The sequence below is a fragment of the Bradyrhizobium sp. CCGUVB23 genome, assembly GCF_024199885.1.
GTDB lineage: Bacteria > Pseudomonadota > Alphaproteobacteria > Rhizobiales > Xanthobacteraceae > Bradyrhizobium.
In genome coordinates this window covers 10,048,987-10,064,674 of the sequence record NZ_JANADQ010000001.1, presented here as the reverse complement: position 1 = coordinate 10,064,674, position 15,688 = coordinate 10,048,987, and the positions used below count along the sequence as shown (strand labels likewise).

Below are 15,688 nucleotides of genomic sequence, written 5' to 3'. Positions count from 1 at the left end.
CGGGTGTTCGGAGACATAGCTGACACATCAACATTGGCTGGATTGGTCGATTCGGGGTCCGTCCATGCCGTGGAACGAGGTGTCAGTAGTGGATCAGCGACGCGAGTTCGTGCGACTTGCCTTGCAGGAGGGGGCGAACCGCCGGGAGTTGTGCCGGCGGTTCGGCATCAGTCCTGATGTCGGGTACAAGTGGCTGAGACGATGGCAGGCCGGCGATCGGGAACTGGCGGATCAGTCCCGTCGTCCGAAGGCGATGCCCAAGCGCAGCGACGCTGCAATGGAGGCGCAGGTCGTGGCTGTGCGCGATAAGCATCCAGCTTGGGGAGCACGCAAGATCGCCCATTGCCTGAAGCGCGATGGGCAGGCTGTGCCGGTGCCGTCAACCGTGCATCAGATCCTGTGTCGGAACGACCGGATCAAGCCGAGCGAGAATGCGCCACCCAACCCCGGACATCGCTTCGAGAAGGAGGCGCCCAATCAGTTGTGGCAGATGGACTTCAAGGGTCACCTGCCGCTCGGCGATGGGACGCGATGTCATCCGCTGACCATTGTTGACGATCATTCGCGCTATGTCATGTGCCTGAAGGCATGCGCGAACGAGCAGCGCCCCACCGTGCAGAAGCATCTGACAGCCACCTTCCGTCGTTATGGTCTGCCGGAGGCCTTCTACACCGATAACGGTTCCCCCTGGGGCGACACGTCGGGTGTTCGCTGGACCGGGCTGAAGGTATGGCTGCTCAAGCTCGGCATCAGGGTGGTCCACGCCAGACCGTGCCACCCGCAGGGCCGTGGCAAGAACGAACGCTTCCATCGCACGCTCAATGCCGAGGTGTTTGCCATGCGTCGCTTCCGCACCCTGCCGGAAGTTCAGCGCGCCCTCGACGCCTGGCGCATGGTCTACAACCTGGAGCGACCTCACGAGGGGCTCGCCATGAATGTGCCCGCCGACCGCTTCCGACCGAGCTCTCGTGCCATGCCCGCGCGCGTTCCGCAGGTCGAGTATGACAGCAGCGAGACCGTGCGCAGGGTCTCATCGACGAGACCCTACATCTCCTTCAAGGGACGGTTCTGGAAAGTCCCCCAGGCCTTCGCTCGCGAGCGCCTGGCCATCCGCCCCCTCGATCGCGATGGCCACTACGGAATCTTCTTTGCCAGCTGGCAGGTCGCAGCAATCGACTTGACCAATGGCCAACCTGTCAGTGATGTGTCCGAACAGGTGTCAGCCATGTCCCCGGACTAAACAGAAGGCGGGCGATCCAGTATTCCAGAGACAGCAATGAGTTACGGAGAGGCCGCGGCGTACTGGATTCCCCGCTTTCGCGGGGAATGACAGAGGAGCTTGGGGCCCGCGCTCGCACCAATGCCGAGTCTGCTTCGGTCTACCGCCCCGCCAAATTCAGCAGATACGGCTTCGGGTAGATCCCGCGGTTGTGACCGTCCGAGAACGAGATGTTCAACCCGTAGCCGAGGTCGCCGATCTCCGTGATGGCGATGCCCGGAAACGCCTGGGGGAAGCGGCCGTCGAAGCGGGCGCGGGTGCAGTGGGCGCATTTGCAGGAGAGGCGGAGCTGCTCGGCGCCGAGCATGATCTCGCCATCGTGCGCGGTGCGCACGACGAGTGTCGCGAGATCGGCGCTTGTTGCGTAGTCGGTCACCGTTGGTGCGACCAGTGCAGTCATGGTCATGGCAAGCCTCCAGTCTCCTCCTAGCCGGCAAAGAAAGCGTCCCGATAGCAACTAATTGCCGGACTTGAGCGGACGCGACAATCACGAGCACAGCGCGGCTGCCTCCTCCTCGATCATTGCCCGCGAAATGTGAAACTAATCGACCGGGAACGGCAGTTCGCCGTTGCGGGAACTGCTCCTCTCCGAAACTTTCCCCGGCATCGGGCAAGCAAGGAGAGACGAACGATGAGTGCTTTTCAGAAGGAGACGGTCCTCTCGGTCAAGCACTGGACCGAATCCCTGTTCAGCTTCACCGCGACACGCGATCCCGGCTTCCGCTTCCAGAACGGCCAGTTCGCCATGATCGGGCTCGAGGTCGACGGCCGGCCGCTGATGCGCGCCTACAGCATGGCGAGCGCCAATCACGAGGAGAATCTCGAGTTCTTCTCGATCAAGGTGCCAGATGGTCCGCTCACTTCGCGGCTCCAGAAGATCAGGGAGGGTGACATCATCCTGGTCGGCCGCAAGCCCACGGGCACGCTGATCACCGGTAATCTCATTCCGGGAAAGCGGCTGCTCCTGCTGTCCACCGGCACGGGCCTCGCACCGTTCGCAAGCCTGATCAAGGACCCCGACGTCTATGAGAACTATGAGACCATCGTGCTCGCCCATGGCTGCCGCCAGGTTTCCGAACTCGCCTATGGCGAGCACCTGGTCGACAGCCTGCGTAGCCATGAATTCCTTGGTCCCCTGATCAGGGACAAACTGATCTATTACCCGACCGTCACGCGCGAGCCTTTCCGCAATCGCGGCCGCATCACCGACCTCATCGCGTCGAACCAGCTCTTCGAGGACATCGGCCAGCCCGGCCTCAACCGCGAGACCGATCGCATCATGCTCTGTGGCAGCCCCGCGATGCTCGAAGAGCTCCACGTGATGTTCAGGGATCGCGGTTTTGCCGAAGGCAATCACAGCCAGCCCGGCCACTTCGTGATCGAGAAAGCGTTCGTGGAGCGGTGAGGGTAAATCTCTCTCCGGCGACAACTAATTGCTATCGCCGGGACCCCACCTGAACAACTCTGATGCAAAGGCGCCGGACATGCCGGCGAACCAGGAGCAAGCGATGGCACTAGATCAGATCGTCGACGGACTTTCGGAGGTTTCCTGCGATGTGCTGGTCATCGGCGGCGGCACGGCCGGTCCGATGGCAGCACTGAAGGCGAAACTCAGGAATCCGAAGGCCAACGTCGTCCTGCTCGAAAAAGCCAACGTCAAGCGCTCCGGCGCAATCTCGATGGGCATGGACGGGCTGAACAACGCCGTCATTCCCGGCTACGCGACGCCCGAGCAGTACACCAAGGAGATCACCATCGCGAACGACGGCATCGTCGATCAGAAGGCGGTCTATAAATACGCGCAGAATTGTTACAAGATCATCGAGGAGCTCGACAGTTTCGGCATCCGCTTCCTGAAGAACGAGAACGGCGACTATGCCGTCAAGAAGGTGCATCATATCGGCACCTACGTGCTGCCGATGCCGAACGGCGAGACCGTGAAGAAGGCGCTGTACCGTCAGCTCCGCCGGGCCCGCATCCTGATCTCCAACCGCTACATGGCGACGCGGTTGCTGAAGTCCGCCGACGGCCGCATTGCCGGCGCGATCAGCGTCAACACGCGCACCGCCGAGATGCTCGTGATCAAGGCCAAGGCGGTGATCCTGTGCATGGGCGCCGCCGGTCGGCTCGGGCTGCCAACCTCCGGCTATATGTTCGGCACCTACGAGAACGCCGCCAATTCCGGCGACGGCTATGCCATGGCCTATCACGCCGGTGCGGCGCTCGCGAACCTCGAATGCTTCCAGATCAATCCGCTGATCAAGGACTATAACGGCCCGGCCTGCGCCTATGTCGCCGGTCCTTTCGGCGCCTACACCGCCAACAACGAAGGTTCGCGCTTCATCGAGTGCGACTACTGGTCCGGACAGATGATGCTGGAGTTCTACAACGAGCTCTTGTCCGGCAAGGGGCCGGTGTTCCTCCAGCTCAAGCATCTCCATCCCGACACCATTTCGGAGATCGAGTCGACGCTGCACAAGGTCGAGCGGCCGACGCGCGGCCTGTTCCAGCAGAGACGCGGCGTCGACTACCGCAGCGAGTCGATCGAGATGCACATTTCGGAGATCGGCTTCTGCTCCGGCCACAGCGCCTCCGGCGTGTTCGTCGACGACAATGCGCGCACCACCGTGCCAGGCCTCTATGCCGCGGGCGACATGGCGAGCGTGCCGCACAACTACATGCTGGGTGCCTTCACCAACGGCTCGGTCGCCGGCATCGACGCGATGGAGTTTGCCGACAGTCACGACTTTGCGGAGTTCGATGCGAGCGAGGTGGCGATGGAGCGCGAGCGTGTGATGGCGCCGACCACGCGCGAGGACGGCATTCCGCCGAACCAGATCGAATACAAGACGCGTCGCCTTGTGAACGACTATCTCCAGCCGCCAAAGGTTACCCGCAAATACGAGCTCGGCATGCGCCGCCTCGCCGAGGTGCGCCAGGACATGCAGGACCGCATGATCGCCCGCAACGCGCATGAGCTGCTCCGCGCGCTCGAGGTGCAGTCGATCATGGATTGCGCGGATATGGCGGCTCACGCCTCGCTGTACCGCGAGGAGAGCCGCTGGGGCCTCTACCACTGGCGCACGGATTTCCCGGAGAAGGACAACGAAAACTGGTTCTGCCACACGCTGCTTTCCAAGCGGGACGGCAGGATGAGCAGCGAGAAGCGCGCGGTCGAACCCTATGTCGTGCCGATCGCCGACGACGAGAAGGACCTCTACGACAAGCAGCGCATCCGGGCGAGCGCCTGAGCCGCCGAAGAGCAACACAACAGGAGATTTGACGATGCCTCTCGCTTCCTATGAGACCTCAGTCCCGGTGGTGGTCGACGACGCCAAATGCATCGCCGACAAGGGCTGCACGGTCTGCGTCGATGTCTGCCCACTCGATGTGCTCCGTATCAGCGATATGACCGGCAAGGCCTATATGGCTTATGACGAGTGCTGGTACTGCATGCCCTGCGAGGCGGATTGCCCGACTGGCGCGGTGACCGTCAACATTCCCTATCTCTTGAGGTGAGCATGTCGAGCCCGTTCGAATCCTACGACGACCTCGACGACGCCGACGAACGGCTTCAGGCCGCGGACCCCGCGGAACGTCGGGTGGCCATCATCGCGCTCGGCCATTCCGGCGATCCCGCCGCGGTCGGTCATCTCGCCAACATGGTGTCCGATCCCGACGCCGGCGTGCGCCAGCAGGTCGCGATGGCGCTCGGCGAGTTCGACGGGCCGGAGGCGGCGAGCGCGCTCGTCAAGCTGCTCGTCGACCCCGAGCGGATCGTGGCGTCGGCCGCCGCCGACGGCATGGCCGAGTTCAAGGATCCGGCCTGCGCCGACGTCATCCTGCCGCTGGTGAGGCATGCCCACGCCTTCGTCCGCATGGGCGCGCTGCGCGCGCTCAAGGAGTTGCGCCGCAAGGACACGCTGAAGCCGGCGCTGGAAGCGCTCCAGGATACCGACGCGGCCGTGCGCGTGCAGGCGATCGGCGTCATCGGCTTCCTGAAGCTCGAAGAGTCGATTCCGGCGCTGACCGCGCTGATCCACGATCCCGACGCCCATGTACGCCGCGCCGCGGTGAGTGCGCTCGCCTTCTCGCAGATGAAGCCGGCCGCGGAGACGATCACCCGCGCGCTAAAGGACGACGACTGGATGGTCCGGGAGATGGCTGCCGAAACGCTGGGGCTCAACGTCAACGGTTCGCTCGCCGCCGACCAGCTCATTGCGACGCTTGCAGACCAGTTCTGGCAGGTCCGGCTCAAGGCCATCCGCAGCCTCGGCAAGATGAAGATCGAGCGCGCGGTGCGTCCGATCGGCAATGGCATCAACCACGAGCAGGCCAACCTCCGCAAGGAAGCGGCCGCTGCGCTCGGCGAGATCGCCGATCCCGAGGGCGAGGCGTATCTCGCCGTTGTCGCCAACGACCCCGATCCCGACGTGCGCAAGAACGCGCGCTGGGCGCTCCAGCAGATCGCTGCGCGGAAGGCGCGGGCTGGCTCGTAAGCGTCAGAACCGCCTCGCCATCTCAGCGAGGCGGCGGTGGGCGCTGTCGCGCGCGGCGCGGATCGGTTCGGCCGGTCCCGCCGTGGGGCCGATCGGCACGAAGCGCACGTCGCTCACGCCGATGAAGCGCAGCGCCTCGCGCAAATAGGGCGTGGCCATGTCAAGGCGGCCGCGATTCATCCCGGTCGAATAATCGCTGCCGCTAGCCAGGATCACCAGCGTGGGGCGGTCCTTGAGCAGCGGAAAATAGCCCTGCGATGGATCGAGGCGAAAGGTCAGGCCGGGCTGGATGATCACGTCGAACCACTGCTTCAGCTTGTAGGGGATGCCGAAATTCCACATCGGCGTCGAGATCAGCACGCGGTCGGCGAGCGAAAAGCGTAACGCCATCCGCTCGGCTTCGGCAAAGCTGTCCCGCTGTGCGTCGTTAAAGGCCTGCGCCTTCATGCGCGCATACTTCGCCTCGACGATCGGGCCGACGAACTCCGGCATGCGCTCTCGCCAGAGGTCCATCACGTCGACGTCCCAGTCCGGGTGCACCTGACAAAACCCGTCAAGAAAGACGCGCGCGCCGGCACTCGACTCGGAGTCGGCGCGCGGCGAGCAGGACAGGTGCAGGAGCTTTGCCACCGCTCATCCCAGCGCTCTGATGACGGTCTCGGCCTTGGTGACGACGGCGACGTTCTGCATGGCGAAGTTCACTGACGCGTTGTGCCAGTCGGCATTCATGGTCGAGCAGCAATCCTCCGGCACGATCATGAAATAGCCCTTGTCCGCACCGGTTCGCGCGGTGTGCTCGACGGACATGTTGGTCCAAGCGCCGGTGTTGATGATCATGTCGCGCCCCGTCGCCTTAAGGACCGTCTCGAGCTTCGTGCCTTCCCACGCGCTCATGCGCATCTTCTCGACCACGAAATCGCCGGGCCGCGGCTCGAGGCCGGACACGGGCGCAGCGCCCCAGCTCCCGCGCACCATCGCCTTGCTGTCGACCAGCCCCTCGAACAACGGCGCGTTCAATGTGACGCCGGGCGCGCCGGGCTCGACCACGAACCAGACATGGATGATGGCAACACCGCGGGAGCGCGCGGCTTCCGCAAGCCTACGCACGTTTTCGATCACGTTCTGCTGGCGCGCATGCACGGGGGCGCCGGACTCGGCAAAGGCGCCGCCTTCCATGACGACGTCGTTCTGCAGGTCCTGGATGATCATGGCGCAGCGCTGCGGATCGAGCCGCAATTCGCCGTCGGTCAGGATCGGCGCGGCTGCGGAGGCGCTCGCGCCCGCACCGCCGCGCTTGCCGCTCATATAGGGTTCGTGCCGCGGCCCCGTTCTGGTCGGGATCGCGTAGACCGAATGCGTCGCGGTGAGATAGAGCGTGCGGAAATCTGGCCCGCCCCAAGCGAGGTTGGCGACGAGCTCCGGTACCCGCACCTTGCCGAGCAACTCGCCCCTCGGCGAATAGACCCAGACACCGCCCGGCGCAGTGACCCAGACATTGCCGTGCTGATCGCACTTCATGCCGTCGGGCACGCCGGGTTCGAGCTCCGACTTGATGCCGCTTGCGAACACGCGCGCGTTGCCGAGCGATCCGTCGGTGCTGACATCGAACACCCGGATCAGCGCCTGCACGGTATCGTTGACATAGAGCAGCTTCTCGTCCGACGAGAAGCAAAGCCCGTTCGGCTGGTCAAACAGGGTGCGCTCGACCACGAGCTGCGGCTCGCCGCCGGGCATGACGCGATAGACGCCCTGGAAGCCGAGCTGCCGCGGCCGTTCGACGCCGTAGACCGGCATGCGGCCATACCAGGGATCCGAGAAATAGATCGCGCCCGAGGAATGCACGCAGACATCGTTGGGGCTGTTGAGCTCCTGACCCTGGAAGTGCGAGGCCAGCACCTCGCGCCGGCCATCGGGCCGTTCGCGGATCAGCGACGACGTCGCGTGCTCGCAGACGATCAGGTTCAGCTCGGCATCATAGGTCATGCCGTTGCACTTGTTCGCGGGGCGCTTGACCTCGACGACACCGCGCCGCGCATCCCAGCGCCGGCGCACGTCGCCCGGCATGTCCGAGAACAGCAGGTAGTGATCGACCGGATGCCAGATCGGCCCTTCCGTGAAGTCAAAACCCGTGCCGACCTGGCCGACCGGCGCATAGGGGTCGATCAGGGTCTCGAATTCGGAACGCAAGGTGACGTGGGTCATCGGTCGCTCCCTTGGGAATATCAGGCGGGGAACCAGTTACGCTGCGGCAACGACTGCACGATCGGTCCGGGGACCTGGTCATGCAGCCGTCCCACGACATTGCCGCCTTCGATCTTGGCGGGCCGGTCGTGCACCGGCAGCAGGTACCGCGAATTGCTGAGCAGCTTCTTGATCGCCGCCTTCTCGGCGCGCTTGGTCGTGCCGTGATTGCCGGTCGTGCGCGGCTCCCAGTCGTGGATCTCGTGGAAGGGCGTGACGATCTGGTCGTTGAAATCGTAGATCACGTCGCCGCAGATGGTCGCGATGCCATCAGCAGTGTGGACGATGATGTTCATCGAGCCTTCGGTGTGCGCGTTCGCAGCGTCGCAATAGACACCGGGCATCAGCTCGATGGGACCGGTGATCTCGAGGTCGAGGAAGCGCAGCGCGCTCTTGGTGTGCAGACGGTCGATCAGATGCTTGATGTCGGGCGCCGGATATTGCGGGTGCATCAGGCCGGAGACCGAATATTCGAGCTCGCGGCGGTTGACGACGACCGTCGTGTTCATCGGGAACAGATCGTCCTTGCCGGCGTGGTCGATGTGCAGATGGGTGTGACAGACAAAGCGGACGTCGCCCATGCGCACGCCGTGGCGCGCAAGCTGGTTCTCGATCATGTGCTCGTGATACTGCAAGCCACGCATGCCCAGCGTTTCCATGATCTGGTTGGAGCGGTAGCCCGTGTCGACGACGACCGGATAGGGGCCGCCAAGGATCAGGAAGCCGAGGGTGAGGACGCGCCGGGTGCGGCCGCAGTCGCGGCCGAGAACCAGAAAGCTCGATTCCAGCTCGATATCGCCATAGTCCAGGATCTTGATCTCCAGCGGCATTCTTTCCCCTCCCTGTCTCTCTTTGCTGCCTCTACGGTCCAAGCCGGTAGACGCTCGTCGCGGTTGTCCTGAAAATGGCCTGGCGCTGCGCGTCGTTCAGTGGCGCAGCGGCAGCGCTGAACGCGTCTACCAGCTCGCGATAGCTGGTCCACAATTTCTCAATCGGGAAGTTCGAGCCGAACAGACAGCGTTCGGCGCCGAACATCATGACGGTGTCGGCGACAATGGTGGCAATATGCGCGGCATCGTTGCGGTGGATAAACGTGCCGAGCCCTGAAAGCTTGACGTAGACGTTCGGGGACGCAGCAAGACGGCCCATGCCGACGCGCCAGGCGGCGCGGCCCGCGGGAGACAAATCCTCGGGCATGCCGGCATGTTGCAGGATAAAAGTGACGTCGGGGCAGGCGTCGGCGAGATCCGCTGCATCCGGCATCTGCGGTGTGAAGACCTGCAGATCAAAGCTCCAGCCATAATCGGCGAGCCTCGCGATGTTGCGGCGGATCATGAGATTGCAGCAGAGATCTGGCCGCGCCGCAAAGCGATAGAGCGGGTTTTCGTGCCAGTGGAGCTGCATGCGCACGCCGCGCATCAGTGGATAGCGCTCCAGGCGGTCGAGCTGCGGACGGACGTCCGCGGCGGCGAAATTGGCATAGGCGACGATGGCATGCGGCCAGCCGTGCTCATCGGCAGTCCGCTGCACCCAGGCGGCCTCATCCTCGAAACGGTCGTTGGCCCAGTTGGTCTGGACGTAGACGGAGCGGGTGACGCCGGTGCCCTTGAGATCGTCGAGATATTCTTCGATCGGATAGTCGCGCCGGATCGCCTCGTACGGGCCGAAGATGCGCGGCTGCATCGGGCCCGTCAGCCATGGCAGATCAGCCTGGCGCCAGATGTGGTGATGGCCGTCGACAATACCGGTCACGCCACTCTCCTTCGTCCCAGCGCCAGCACATGCGCAACGATCGACGCGCTCGAACTGCCGTCGACGAGATCGTCGACGAAGCGTTCGATGGCGACCAACGCTTCGGTTTGCGGACGGAAACCGGCAGCCGTTGCGAGTGGCGTCAGCCAGCTCAGCCGCCAGGCGCGCCGCGACAATTTTGCGACTGCGTCGCGCAAGCCATCGGGCTCGCCGCGCTCCAGGCCGTCGGAGACGATGACGACCGCGGCACCGCGCGCATAGCCGCCGAAGCGTGGCACGGCGAGGAAGGCTTGCAGCGCGTCGCCGATTCGCGTGCCACCGTCCCAGTCGCTGACGAGATGCGCGGCGGCATTGAGCGCCTGCTCCCGGCGCTTGATGCGCAATGCGCGGGTAACGCGGGTGAGGCGCGTGCCGAAGGTGAAGACCTCGATAGTGGGCGCGGCCTGCACCAGCGCATGCGCAAGCTTCATGTTCTGCTCGGTACGGGCTTTCATTGAGCCCGAGACGTCGATCAGGAGCAGGAATTTGCGAGGGCGCTGCCGTCGCTTCAGGTGTCCAAGCCGCAGGATCTCGCCATCGCTGCGGACGGTGTCGCGCAACGTTCGGCGCAAATCGGCAAATGGCCCGCGGCGCGCGCGCATGCGGCGATGGCCGCGCCGCTTCGGCAGGCGCCTTGGCGCCTCGCGTGCGAGGCGGCGCAGTACATCGCTGCTTGCGGTGACCGCGAACCGCCGCTCGACCAGCGCCTCGGCACGGGTAGCAGTCAGGCCCGACTCGCTGGTGTCATCAGACCGCAGCGGCTCCTCGTCGCCGCGGCCTTCCTCTTGCAGCCGCACGGTCTCGTCATCTTCACCGTCATCGGTCCGCTCGATCGCCTCGCTGCCGCGGAAGTGCAGATCGAACAGCCGGTCGAAGGTGGCGCGCCGCTCGGGCGGCGGGGCCAGGGTTGCCAATGCCGCCTGCCGGATGTCGTCGAGGCTGCGCGGGCCAAGCAGTTCGATCGCGGCGAGGAAGGACGTGGTCTGTTCCGGCGCAACGGCAAAACCGTTGGCGCGCAGAAGCGCGACGAAGGAGATGAAGACGCGCGCGGCGCGTGGCAATTGCGGTTCCGTACTCATGCCGAAGCCTCCGCCAGCAAAGCGTCGAGCCGCGGCGAGATGAAGTGCAGGTCCTCTTCGTCCTTGAGCGCAACGCCGATCGAGCGCTTGAAGGCGTCCGGCCAGCGCGCGCCGCCCTTCTGCAGCAACGTCGCGGCCTCGGCCCAGTCCACGGCCTCGGCGATCCCTGGCGCCTTGCTCAGCGGCTCCCGCCGGAGCTTGCCGACTGCCGCAACGACCGCGCGAGCGGTCGCCTCGGCGACGCTGGAAGCCCGCATCATCACGATGCGCGCTTCGCGTTCCGGGGTGGGATAGTCGATCCAGTGATAGACGCAGCGTCGGCGCAAGGCTTCGTGCAAGTCGCGTGTGCGGTTGGAGGTCAGCGCGACCACCGGCCGTTCCGCTGCGCGAACAGTGCCGCGCTCGGGAATGGAGATCTGGAAGTCGGACAAGAATTCGAGCAGGAACGCTTCGAACTCCTGGTCGGCGCGATCGATTTCGTCGATCAGCAGCACGGTGGAATCAGGTGCGCGCAGCGCGGCGAGCATGGGACGCTCGATCAAGAACGTCTCGCCATAGATGTCGATGCTCTCGTCGCCGGCCTGGCGGATCGCCAGCATCTGGCGCGGATAGTTCCATTCGTAGAGCGCGGCGGACGCGTCGATGCCTTCGTAACATTGCAGGCGGATCAGCCGGCGGCCCAACACGGCGGCAATCGCTTTGGCGGCCTCGGTCTTGCCGACACCCGGCGCGCCCTCGAGCAGCAGCGGCTTGCCGAGCGCGAGCCCGAGATAGGCCGCGGTCGCAAGCCCCTCGTCGGCGAGGTAATAGGCCGCGCGCAGCGCCTTCTCCAGCGCTTCGGGGCTGTCGATGCCGACGATGTTGCTGCGAACCGCCACGACAAACCTCAGCGCCGCGCCTGCGGCCGCGCGCCGCCCTGGGCCTTGATCGCGCGCAGCACTTTTTCGGGCGTGATCGGCAGATCGTCGATGCGCACCCCGACGGCATTGAAGATCGCGTTCGCAACGGCCGGCAGCACCGGATTGGCGCACATCTCGCCGGGACCCTTGGCGCCGAACGGGCCGTCGGGAGCCGGGCGCTCCAGTACGGCGATGTCGTGTGGGCAAATATCACCTGGCCCGGGCATCAGATATTCGACGAAATCCCGCGGCCCGTGCACCGGGTCCGGATAATAAGGTTCCGGCGTCTCGTAGAGCGCGTGGCTGACACCCATCCAGGCGCCGCCGACAAGCTGCTGCTCGACAAGCCGCGGGTTGAGCGCGCGGCCGAGTTCATAGGCCGAATCCATGCGCACCATGGCGACCTCGCCGGTCTCGTCGTCGACCTCGACCTCGGCGACGAGGCAGGCATGCGCATAGCAGGTTGCCGGCGACATCTCGCCAGTTTCAGGGTCCACGTCGGAAAGCGGCACCAGGAAAATGCCGCGGCCGGAGATGGTCTTGCCCTGCTTGAACTGCGCGGCGATGGCGACGTCCTTGGTCGAGATCGAGCGGTGTGGCGCGCCCTTGACGTGGATATTGCCGCGCCCGTCGGTCTCGAGATCGGCGGCGTTGACCTCGAGCTCCTCGGCGGCGGCCTCCATCATTACCCCGCGGGCCTCGCGCGCCGCGGCCATCACGGCGTTGCCGACGCGATGAGTGCCGCGCGAGGCGAACGAGCCCATGCAATGCGGGCCGGTGTCGGAGTCCGCCGTGTCGACATAGACGTCCTCGACCGGGACGCCGAGCGTCTCCGCACAAATCTGGCGGGTCACGGATTTCATGCCCTGGCCGAGATCGATCGAGGACAGCGCGACCGTGAACTTGCCGCTGGGATTGGAATGAACCAGGGCCTGGCTCGGATCGCCGCCGAGATTCATCCCGATGGGATAGTTGATCGACGCCATGCCGCGTCCGCGATGCCTGGTCATCTAGCGCCTCCTGGTGCCGAAGACGGAGGAGAAACGGGTTGCTCCGTGCGAGGGTGCTGCGGGCCGCGGCGAGGGCGGCGGCGGTGTCGGCGGCGGCTCGCGGGTCACCGTGGGCGGAAGCCGGTCATAGGTCGTGCGCTGCTGCGTCGGTGCGGCCGGCCGCGCGCGTGATTCTGTCGGCGTCGGCGGAATGGCTGCGCGGCTGCCGCCGCCGTCCTTGCGCGAGGACGCTCGCCTGAACTCCTCGCGGATCGGCCATTTGGCCTTTTCGGCTGCGACCTGCACACATTCGATCAGCGCCGTATTCTTCGCCTCGCGTCGATGCGCCTTCATATCGCCGTCGCGATAGGCGTTGAGGATGCGGAACTCCATAGGGTCCATGCCGACGAGATGCGCCAGCTTGTCCATCTGGCATTCGATGGCAAAGTCCATCGCGGTGACGCCGAAGCCGCGCATCGCTGTCGCCGGCGTGCGGTTGGTGAAGATGCAGTAGACGTCGCCATATACGTTCGGGATAGTGTATGGGCCCGGAAGGTGCGCGGCGCATTTCACGGCGGCGTAGCTGGAGAGCCGCGTATAGGCGCCGCTGTCGAAATAGGCGCGGATTTTTCGCGCGACGATACGGCCGTCGCGCATCACGCCATCCTTGATGTAAATGCGCTCGGCGCCGCGCGGCGGGCCATATTGCATCTCCTCCTCGCGCCCGAACACGTAGCGCACGGGACGCCCGGTCAGCATCGCGCCGAGGATGGCGAGCGGTTCGGTCAACGTATCCACCTTGCCGCCAAAGCCGCCGCCGACGGTGCCGCCGATGAAGTGGAAGGTGTTGGAGGGCACGTCCAAAATCTTCGCGCAGGTATCGACCGAAAAGAACAGCGCTTGGGTCGAGGTATAGACGACGTAGCGGCCGTTGGTGTCGGGCGCCGCGATCGCGCCGTTGGTCTCGGTCGGCGCATGCTCGATCGGCGACATCTGGTAGCGCTGCTCCAGCACGTGATCGGCTGTCGCGAGCGCCGCGTCCGCATCGCCGAAGCGGAGCTTCTGATGATCATAGACGTCGTGATAGGTGAAAGTGTTCTTCGGATAGGTCTCGTTGACCACGGGCGCACCGGGCTTCAGCGCGTCCTCGACGTCGAACACGGTCGGTAGCGGCTCGTAGTCGATGCGCACTTTTGCGATGGCCTCGAAGGCCTCGCGCTCGCTATCCGCGACGATGGCGACGATTGGCTCGCCGTTGTAACGGACCTTGTCGACCGCAAGCGACGGCTCGTCGTCCTTGCCGAAATTGATCAGGCTGAGCAGCGTATTGAGATTGCGCGGCACGTCGGCGCCGCGGATGACCCGGCGTACGCCCTGCGAACGCTCCGCGTCGCTCGTATCGATGCGGCGCAGCCGCGCGTGGGCATGGCTCGAGCGGACGACCTTCAGATGCAGCATGCCCTGCAATTTGTGATCGCCGAAATAGGTCGAGGTGCCCGTGACGTGGCCGAGCATGTCCTGGCGCTGCGTGCCCTTGCCGATCTCCTTGAGATTGTCGTCGCGCTCGTCGGCGAAGATGTCCTTGCGCAATTCCAGCATGGCAAATGTCCTCAGGCGCTGGCCCGGCCACCCGAGGCGGCGAGGATCGCGTTGATGATCGGCTCGTAGCCGGTGCAGCGGCAGATGTTGCCGGAGATGGCTTCCACGATCTCGGCGCGGCTCGGCTGCGGATTACGGTCGAGCAGGGCCTTTGCGGCCATCAGCATGCCCGGCGTGCAATAGCCGCACTGGGCCGCGAAATTGTCGGCGAAAGCGCGTTGCAGCGGATGCAGGTTTGGACCTTGCTTCAAGCTGTCGAGCGTCTCGACGGAACGGCCGGCGACGGTCTCCGCCAGCGTCAGGCAGGAGAGATGAAGCTCGCCGTCAACCAGCACGCTGCAGGTGCCGCAACCGCCCTGGCCGCAACCGAATTTCGGTGTCATGTCGCCGATCAGCTCGCGCAGCGCGACCAGCAGATTGGTGCCGCCATCGACGAAGATAGCGACGTCGCGGCCGTTGTGACGAAATTGCAGCGGGGTCTTGGACATGACGTCTATTCCTGACCCGAGAGAAGGCGACGCAGATGCACGCCGACGATCTCGCGGCGATACCAGGCGCTGCCGAGTGCATTGTCGGATGGCGATGTCCCCTCGCTCGCGGCGGACGCTGCAGCTGCGATCGAGGGGGCGTCGAGCGAACGGCCCTCCAGTGCGCGTTCGGCGGCGCGCGCGCGGATCTGCGTCGGTGCCATCGAGCCGAGCGCGATTCTGGCGCCGGCAATTCGGCCACCGCTGATCGGCAGATGCGCCGCGAGCGTGATGACGGAACCGCCCTTGGGCTTGATACGGGCGACCTTGCGATAGCGGAATGCGTCAGCGCTCGCCGGCCGGGTGCATGACACGGACAGCACCAGCGTGCCAGCCTGCCGTTCGCGCGATTGCAGGAATTCTTCGATCGGGATATCGCGTGCGCCAAAACCGCCTTGCACGGCGACAGTGGCATCGAGCGCAAGCAGGGCGACCGTGAAGTCGCCGTATGGACTGGGTGCGAACAGATTGCCGCCGACCGTCCCCATGTTGCGAACCGCAGGCCCGCCGATCGAGCGGGCAGGGGCGTGCAGGAAGGCGAGATCGCGCTCCGCCAGGATCCTCGCAAAGGTCACGCCCGCGCCGAGCGTGATGCGCGGGCCGGATGCGTCGATCCGGGACAATGCCTGATCATTGGCGCGGACGACGGTCGAGATCGAGATATCGCCTTCGTTCAATGCGCGCATCACGAGCGTGCCGCCGCCAAGGTAGCGCGCGCTACGGTCCGACGACAGGGCCGCGGCCGCTTCGCTGGAGCTCGTAAAGGTCTTCACCGTCACAGACAT

The 15,688-nt window shown here is 65.0% G+C and carries 16 protein-coding genes; 5 read left to right on the top strand and 11 right to left on the bottom strand.

Features of this window, described 5'->3' with window-relative positions:
* Positions 1–64 precede the first annotated feature (64 nt).
* A complete protein-coding gene (locus tag NLN62_RS47375) occupies positions 65–1,240 on the top strand; it encodes an IS481 family transposase (protein WP_254109737.1) in 1,176 nt (391 codons plus the stop codon).
* 139 nt (positions 1,241–1,379) lie between these two features.
* Here NLN62_RS47375 and NLN62_RS47370 read toward each other — a convergent pair whose 3' ends face one another.
* The gene (locus NLN62_RS47370; protein ID WP_254113238.1) at positions 1,380–1,685 is read right to left on the bottom strand and encodes a gamma-butyrobetaine hydroxylase-like domain-containing protein; all 306 of its coding nucleotides are present in this window, start codon (positions 1,683–1,685) and stop codon (positions 1,380–1,382) included.
* A gap of 225 nt (positions 1,686–1,910) precedes the next feature.
* Between NLN62_RS47370 and NLN62_RS47365 the strand changes: the two genes are divergently transcribed.
* From NLN62_RS47365 to NLN62_RS47350, 4 genes are all read left to right on the top strand, one after another.
* Positions 1,911–2,684: a ferredoxin--NADP reductase gene (locus NLN62_RS47365; RefSeq protein ID WP_254113237.1), complete on the top strand. Its 774-nt coding sequence runs from the start codon at positions 1,911–1,913 to the stop codon at positions 2,682–2,684.
* Between the two features lie 103 nt (positions 2,685–2,787).
* The gene (locus NLN62_RS47360; protein WP_027521187.1) at positions 2,788–4,530 is read left to right on the top strand and encodes a fumarate reductase/succinate dehydrogenase flavoprotein subunit; all 1,743 of its coding nucleotides are present in this window, start codon (positions 2,788–2,790) and stop codon (positions 4,528–4,530) included.
* Positions 4,531–4,564: 34 nt separating this feature from the next.
* Positions 4,565–4,798, top strand: coding sequence for a ferredoxin family protein (locus NLN62_RS47355; RefSeq protein ID WP_254113236.1), 234 nt, complete (start codon positions 4,565–4,567; stop codon positions 4,796–4,798).
* Positions 4,799–4,800: 2 nt separating this feature from the next.
* Entirely contained in the window at positions 4,801–5,778 is a 978-nt protein-coding gene (locus tag NLN62_RS47350; protein ID WP_027521185.1) for a HEAT repeat domain-containing protein, read from the top strand.
* 3 nt (positions 5,779–5,781) lie between these two features.
* Here NLN62_RS47350 and NLN62_RS47345 read toward each other — a convergent pair whose 3' ends face one another.
* From NLN62_RS47345 to NLN62_RS47300, 10 genes are read right to left on the bottom strand one after another with little or no spacing between them, the layout of a single operon-like run.
* On the bottom strand, positions 5,782–6,408 hold the full coding sequence (locus NLN62_RS47345) for an FMN-dependent NADH-azoreductase (protein ID WP_027521184.1): 627 nt from the start codon (positions 6,406–6,408) through the stop codon (positions 5,782–5,784).
* Between the two features lie 3 nt (positions 6,409–6,411).
* Positions 6,412–7,980 (bottom strand): isochorismatase family protein, encoded by a 1,569-nt coding sequence (locus NLN62_RS47340; protein ID WP_027521183.1) that lies wholly within the window; start codon positions 7,978–7,980, stop codon positions 6,412–6,414.
* Positions 7,981–8,000: 20 nt separating this feature from the next.
* Positions 8,001–8,849 carry an MBL fold metallo-hydrolase gene (locus NLN62_RS47335; RefSeq protein WP_254113235.1) on the bottom strand — a complete coding sequence of 283 codons (849 nt, stop codon included), beginning with the start codon at positions 8,847–8,849 and terminating at the stop codon, positions 8,001–8,003.
* 31 nt (positions 8,850–8,880) lie between these two features.
* A complete protein-coding gene (locus tag NLN62_RS47330) occupies positions 8,881–9,771 on the bottom strand; it encodes an amidohydrolase (RefSeq protein ID WP_027521181.1) in 891 nt (296 codons plus the stop codon).
* The gene (locus NLN62_RS47325; protein ID WP_254113234.1) at positions 9,768–10,889 is read right to left on the bottom strand and encodes a VWA domain-containing protein; all 1,122 of its coding nucleotides are present in this window, start codon (positions 10,887–10,889) and stop codon (positions 9,768–9,770) included. Before NLN62_RS47325 ends, NLN62_RS47330 begins: the two co-directional genes overlap by 4 nt.
* Complete coding sequence (locus NLN62_RS47320; protein WP_254113233.1) at positions 10,886–11,767, bottom strand: MoxR family ATPase; 882 nt, start codon at positions 11,765–11,767, stop codon at positions 10,886–10,888. The genes NLN62_RS47325 and NLN62_RS47320 overlap by 4 nt, the downstream gene beginning before the upstream one ends.
* 8 nt (positions 11,768–11,775) lie before the next feature.
* Positions 11,776–12,798, bottom strand: coding sequence for a xanthine dehydrogenase family protein molybdopterin-binding subunit (locus NLN62_RS47315; protein ID WP_027521178.1), 1,023 nt, complete (start codon positions 12,796–12,798; stop codon positions 11,776–11,778).
* The gene (locus NLN62_RS47310; RefSeq protein ID WP_254113232.1) at positions 12,799–14,376 is read right to left on the bottom strand and encodes a xanthine dehydrogenase family protein molybdopterin-binding subunit; all 1,578 of its coding nucleotides are present in this window, start codon (positions 14,374–14,376) and stop codon (positions 12,799–12,801) included. It abuts the gene before it with no gap.
* 11 nt (positions 14,377–14,387) lie between these two features.
* Positions 14,388–14,864 (bottom strand): (2Fe-2S)-binding protein, encoded by a 477-nt coding sequence (locus tag NLN62_RS47305; RefSeq protein ID WP_027521176.1) that lies wholly within the window; start codon positions 14,862–14,864, stop codon positions 14,388–14,390.
* A gap of 5 nt (positions 14,865–14,869) precedes the next feature.
* A complete protein-coding gene (locus NLN62_RS47300) occupies positions 14,870–15,688 on the bottom strand; it encodes a xanthine dehydrogenase family protein subunit M (RefSeq protein ID WP_027521175.1) in 819 nt (272 codons plus the stop codon).